We start from the raw sequence: 6,075 nt of genomic DNA, 5'->3' as shown, positions 1-6,075 counted from the left end.
CGTTCGCACCGTAGGTGACAAGGTAACGTCTGAAGTAATTAGGAAATACATTCAATATCATCATGAGGAAGAAACGACTCCCACGCAATTAAGATTGTTTTGATTTAAGATGCCCCGCCTTGTAGGCGGGGTAATTCACTTAAGAAAGCATGACAGAAAAAACAAAAAAACCAACTCTCTTTCTCGTCGATGGCAGTAATTACATGTATCGTGCCTTTTATGCGATCAGTGAACTTTCCAACTCGAAGGGGTTTCCCACGAATGCTATTTACGGGTTTACCAAGATGCTGATGAAACTCTGCCGTGATTGGGAACCGGATTATATCGCTGTCGCCTTTGACGTAAAGGGCCCCACATTCCGCAATGAGACCTATGACCAGTATAAGGCAACACGGAAACCGATGCCCGATACGCTTATTCCGCAGGTGCCGATTATCAAGGATATTGTGAGGGGTTTTTCTATTCCTGTTCTGGAAAAGGAGGGTCTGGAGGCTGATGATGTTATAGGAACGCTTGCTAAAATCCATAGCGGGAAAGGGACGAAGACGGTAATCGTCTCCGGTGACAAGGATTTTATGCAGCTCGTATCGGATGATATTATAATAATCGATACGATGAAAGACAAAACATATGATATCGACGGAGTCAAAGAATTCTTCGGGGTTGCCCCTGAGAAGGTGGTGGAAATACTCGGTTTGATGGGGGATATGTCGGATAATATCCCCGGTGTCCCAGGGGTAGGGAAAAAGACCGCACTAAAATTGATTGAAGAATTTGGCACGATCGAAGAGGTTTTAAAGAATGCCGATAAGGTGAGGAATAAACGAGTAAGGGAAAACCTGAAGGAATTTGCGGAACAGGCGAGGATGAGCCGGGAGCTGGCTACTATAAAGACGGATGCCGAGATTGAATTCGATCCGGAGCGTTTGGATTGTACCGCACCGGATACCGATTTTTTAAAAGAGATATTTAAGGAGCTTGAGTTTTCATCTTTAATCCAGGAATTGAAGATTAGTGAAGAGGAATATGGGGAGAAAGAATATGCCTTAATCCTGAAAACGGATGAATTTGAAGCTCTGTTGAGGAGACTTCAAGACGTCAAGGAATTTTCCTTTGATCTCGAAGTGACGTCGGATATGCCGATGCTCGCTGAAATAGTCGGAATTTCTATCTGCCCGGCGGAAGCAGAGGCATATTATGTGCCGGTTGCTCATTCCTATGAAGGAATGCCACAGCAGCTTGAATCGGGGTATGTGCTGGAAAGTCTTGCACCGCTGTTTTCTGACGAAGGGATTAAAAAGCACGGACACAACATCAAAAACTCCCTGATTATACTCTCGAGAAAGGGTATCAAGGTTGCAGGAATAGACTGTGATACGATGATAGCCTCTTATGTCCTCAATCCATCAAAGCGTGGCTATGATCTAACCGATGTCGTCAGGGATCACCTGGGTTCTGAGCTTATCTCCAGGAAAGAATTGGTTGGGAGCGGTTCAAGGGCAATTGGCTTTAATGCGGTTACGTTCGAAAAAGCTGTAGTTTATTCATGCCAGAGAGCAGATTTTATTCTTCGGCTTTCCTCACTTCTTTCCGATAAAATTGAGAGCGGGGAATTAGGGGATCTCTTTTGGAATGTAGAGATGCCCCTGGTTGAGATTCTGGCCTCAATGGACGGAAAAGGTGTCCTGATTAATGTGAAGTCGCTCGGTGAGATGTCGCTTCAGCTTGGGAATCTTATATCCATTTCAGGAGAAAAGATTTATCGATTGGCCGGCGAGAAATTCAACATAAACTCTCCCAAACAGTTACAGGTGATCCTCTTCGATAAACATGGGCTTCCCAGGGGCAAAAAGACGAAGGAAGGCTATTCTACCAGTGTTGAGGTTTTGGCTAATCTTGCCCCGACACATGAACTTCCGGCGGAGATTTTGGCATACAGGAGCATAGCAAAGCTGAAGTCTACCTATGTTGATGTACTGCCGATGCTTGTCAATAAAGAGACGGGCAGAGTCCATACGTCATATAACCAGGCCGTTACCGCCACGGGGAGACTCTCCAGCAGTAATCCGAATCTGCAGAATATTCCTGTACGGACAATAGAGGGAAGGAAAATACGGCAGGCATTTATTGCTCCGGAGGGCTGTGAGATTGTCTCCGCGGATTATTCCCAGATAGAACTCCGTGTTTTAGCCCACCTTGCCGGTGATGAGACCCTGGTAAACGCCTTCAAGTCCGGTGAAGATATTCATACCAGAACCGCTTCCGATATCTTCGGGATATTTCCCGAGATGATCAACGCGGATATGAGACGGCAGGCAAAGGTGATCAACTTTGGGATAATTTACGGGATGAGTCCCTTCGGGTTATCGAGGGAGTTGGGAATAAGCCAAAAGCAGGCAAAGACATACATTGACGCATATTTTCACAGATTCCACAGGGTCAAGGAATATTTGGACGGGGTTCTGGAAAATGCGAGGAGGGATGGATTTGTGACAACACTCCTGAATCGCCGTAGATATCTTCCCGAAATAAACAGCAGCAATGCCTCCATTCGCCAGTTTGCCGAGCGTACTGCCATCAATGCCCCGATACAGGGTACAGCCGCAGATCTGATCAAAGTAGCGATGCTCAATATCGCAGAGCACCTGAGGAAAGAAAATTTTTCTACGGAAATGATTATGCAGGTTCATGACGAGCTTGTCTTTGAAGTTCCGCTGGAAGAAAAAGATGAGATCGTAAATCTGGTCAGGAAAGAGATGGAAGGGGTTATCGAACTTAAGGTACCCCTCAGGGTAGACATATCCTCCGGCAGGAACTGGGACGAGGCGCATTGATGGAAGAGAGATTTTACCGTAAAAACGTGACATTGCCGTTCAAAACCCCGCCTTCTTCGATTGCCAGCTTGTTGCATTTTATCCGTGCTTTAACGTTACCCGTCCCTGAGATTGTGAGAGTTTCTGTGACAATCATTTCTCCTTCAAAATATCCGGCTATGGTCATGGAGTTTACATTTGCCTTTGCCAGGATATGACTATCTTCCTCTGTAACTACGGTCTCGGCGTTTAATGTTCCGTTGATGCTTCCCACCACGATCAGATAGCCTTTAAAATCGAGGGTTCCTTCAAGGTTACAATCCCTGTTAATGATGGACACATTTTCCCGTTTGGCTTTCACCTGATTTTCTCCTTTATGCGGTTTGCGGCAGTTTTCTTCGTCTTGTTACAGTTTCTGTTGCGACTTCCGGGTTAACCGTGTCTCTTTTATGTCCAACAATATGGAACCCAGGGGAATGTTTGCTCTGTTAATAGTAATTCTGCTAACAGGCGTAATTTTTCCGGCAGAGATTGCCTTCCCTATGGGGAGGGGGATTTTTACTCCATGCCCGTTCAGGGATGCGATAACATTCAAATTTTTTGGAACGTTTGTTTTGATATCAATAAGTTTAATTATATCATCATGACATATTGAAAGGATATCATCGCGGAAGAAGCACCGCTTTTCCATGTCATTTAACTGAATCACTACGTATTCAAAGGTGGGCTCCTCTATATCTATAAAGAGCCGACCTATTACGTCATTGTTTTTGGTGACGACGGCCTGGTATAGTCGACCGTTTTTGTAAAGAGAGTAGCGTTTCCAGAGATCTCTGTCGGTATGAATAATGTAGCCCCGATCCTCTCCTGTATTGACATTGTCATTACCTACAAAACCCTTGAAATTGACAATAATCCCGGCGGATGTTGATTCAGGTATTGTTCCAACATCAACCAGTTCAACAGTGTCTCCTCTAATTATATTTACGTGAGCACCATTGGGAAAGTATTTTTCCTCTCCATTAATCTTAATTTTGAAATAAACAACATGAGGGTTTGTCGTTATTGTTTTTGGCGGTTTATTGCTGTCAGTGAGGGCGATATTGATTTTCCCGCATTTTAAATGGTCTTTACGGATCATTATTTGAGTTGGATGATTGATGGCAATGGATTTATTGATATCATTTATCGTTCCGTATTCCGCTATGTCGGCGCTGAGTCCGCGTTCATAATTGGATTCTAAATGTATAACCTTGACGACATCTCCGGGGGATATATTCAGGGTTTCCCCATTTGCGACAACAATTGGTGCCTGGTCATTCACCTTAACAACCACGTACTTTATAGTTGGGGGATTCAGGATGATACCGGGAACCTCGGGTTCTACGCCTAATATCTTCATAAAGGCGTTGATTGCGAGGTTGTGGTGGTAGATTCTACGCTCTAAGGGTAGCGATTTGCTGGTTTCAATACCGAAGGCCGGAATTCCACATTTATAAAGGGCGTAGTAGGTGGCAGATTTCCGTTGTTCCGGATGCGGTGTGTCCGGAGCATTGGTGCGATGATTATTGAAATGAAAAAGATGGTCAGTATCTTTAATATGTGAATTTATTTCACTAATTACCTGTTCGGCCGCTTCCTTCAATTTCAAGATTTTGCCTGTCCCTGGGTTGGTGTGAGTTTCGCAGTCAGCAATGATGGATTGGCCAAATCTCTTGGGGTTTCTCAAAGGGCTTTGCCAGGTGTCTGCATAGAATCCCGAACCATCGTGGAGGTTCAGAAGACAGTCACTTTCAGTAATTAGTCGTTTTAAGATTGATACAACCTGTGCCTCATAATTTTTCCTGGATGGTTCGGAAAATTTCCTGTTCATGTCTTCGTTGACCTGGCGGCGATTAAGTAAGATAGAATAAAAGTTAGCCCTAGGTACGACTATCAGGTTACCCTTTTCTAATATCATGTCGGCATACAGATCTGCAGACATGAATCCACCAGGCTCATTGCCCTGTATTCCACCTATAATAAGGATCGTTTTTCCAGGTGATTTGCCGCGGATTTTGTAGACGTTAAGTTCATAATCTGTCCCCGCGAAGTGTGTTTCAAATGTATTCCTGCACCAACCGGAGTTTGGACCAATCAAGGAACAGAACAGAAGACCTAAAAATATTAGCCGGAGGTATGAAGTTGAGTGTCTGTATAAGGGAAAAGACATTTGATAATTACTCTGTAAGGGTTTTTAAATCAATATTTTCTTCTAAGACCAGGTTGCCATCATCGGAAAAAACTAATATCGAAACTGAATCGTAACTCTTTTGTACAGGTATTTTTCTGATTTTACCTTTTATGCCTCTAAATCTGGAGATGGAAAAACGCTCACCTATTTTGAAATTCTGCGGCCTTCCATTTTTAAAAGTTGTTTTTGGATGGATGCGCCACGATTCTATGTCTGAAATATCGGATTTTAAGATAACGAAGATATGTCCGGAGAGTGTAATGTTGCTATCAGCTTTATTCCTCAATGTAAAATTGAAATTGCAGGTACTGTCTGTTTGATCAATGGTTGTCTTGAAATTTTCAATAGATACCGCATAAGGTTTGTCAACGGTTTCAGGAGCTGAGGGTTTCTCTTTTACCCGCAAAGCATCCGTTTTCGCATCAGTTGATGGTAAGACTTCTGGAGATTTTTTTGATTGGATGGTATTTTCCAATTTTTGTTTTGTTAAGATCAACTCATCTTTTAGGATTTGAACCTTGGCTTTAAGATCGCTGTTTTCTTCTTCTATAGTCTTTAGACCGTTTTGGGCATATTCAAGTTTTTCAACGAGTTCTGTTTGAGTTGGAAGCTGCGCTCTGTCGTGGAACCACAAGGCAGCAGTGACGCCTGTCACGAGCCCGAGAGCGATTGCAATCAAGGTAACAATAAACGCTTTTGTAATTTCAAATGAACGGATTCGTTCTTTGTCTCCGATTACGAGAATGGTCCAACTTTTTTTGTCACTTTTTTTCTTTTGTTCCATCATTCTTTACTTGCTGTCCATGTTTCGCGATAAATCTTCCATTCACCGCCTGTTTTTTTCAAGCGAAGTTTTTTAATTCCGGCGGCATTATAGTTTGATGAATTGTATTCCTGTGAGAATACTGCGAGGCCCCGCTCCCGGCCTGAAGAGAGTTTAGTATCTTTGATACAGATGCTGATATTTTTATTATGCTTTTTCAGTCCGGTTTTGTAAGATATCCAGCTGTCTAAATTCATTTCACGGGC

Annotated in this window: 5 protein-coding genes; 1 reads left to right on the top strand and 4 read right to left on the bottom strand. The window is 43.3% G+C overall.

Annotated elements, in window-relative coordinates; genetic code table 11:
* Positions 1-149: 149 nt before the first annotated feature.
* Entirely contained in the window at positions 150-2,834 is a 2,685-nt protein-coding gene (polA, locus tag Q7J27_02845) for a DNA polymerase I (GenBank protein MDO9528077.1), read from the top strand.
* A gap of 13 nt (positions 2,835-2,847) precedes the next feature.
* On the opposite strand, the gene Q7J27_02840 is transcribed toward polA, so the two are convergent.
* From Q7J27_02840 to Q7J27_02825, 4 genes are all read right to left on the bottom strand, one after another.
* Positions 2,848-3,174 (bottom strand): polymer-forming cytoskeletal protein, encoded by a 327-nt coding sequence (locus tag Q7J27_02840; protein ID MDO9528076.1) that lies wholly within the window; start codon positions 3,172-3,174, stop codon positions 2,848-2,850.
* A 45-nt stretch (positions 3,175-3,219) separates the two neighbouring features.
* Complete coding sequence (locus Q7J27_02835) at positions 3,220-5,025, bottom strand: M14/M99 family metallopeptidase (GenBank protein ID MDO9528075.1); 1,806 nt, start codon at positions 5,023-5,025, stop codon at positions 3,220-3,222.
* Positions 5,026-5,032: 7 nt separating this feature from the next.
* Positions 5,033-5,833, bottom strand: coding sequence for a hypothetical protein (locus Q7J27_02830; protein ID MDO9528074.1), 801 nt, complete (start codon positions 5,831-5,833; stop codon positions 5,033-5,035).
* Positions 5,830-6,075, bottom strand: a 246-nt coding sequence (locus Q7J27_02825; protein MDO9528073.1) for a hypothetical protein, incomplete at its 5' end; no start/stop codon positions are given. The genes Q7J27_02830 and Q7J27_02825, both read right to left, overlap by 4 nt.

This window comes from Syntrophales bacterium (assembly GCA_030655775.1).
Classification (GTDB): Bacteria; Desulfobacterota; Syntrophia; order Syntrophales; family JADFWA01; genus JAUSPI01.
The sequence above is the reverse complement of the archived record's forward strand: the minus strand, read 5'-3'. Positions and strand labels throughout refer to the sequence as shown.

Coding starts and splice junctions, on each gene's coding strand:
- Q7J27_02835 (MDO9528075.1), bottom strand. CDS start 5,025: ATGTCTTTTCCCTTATACAGACACTCAACTTCATACCTCCGGCTAATA.
- Q7J27_02830 (MDO9528074.1), bottom strand. CDS start 5,833: ATGATGGAACAAAAGAAAAAAAGTGACAAAAAAAGTTGGACCATTCTC.
- polA (MDO9528077.1), top strand. CDS start 150: ATGACAGAAAAAACAAAAAAACCAACTCTCTTTCTCGTCGATGGCAGT.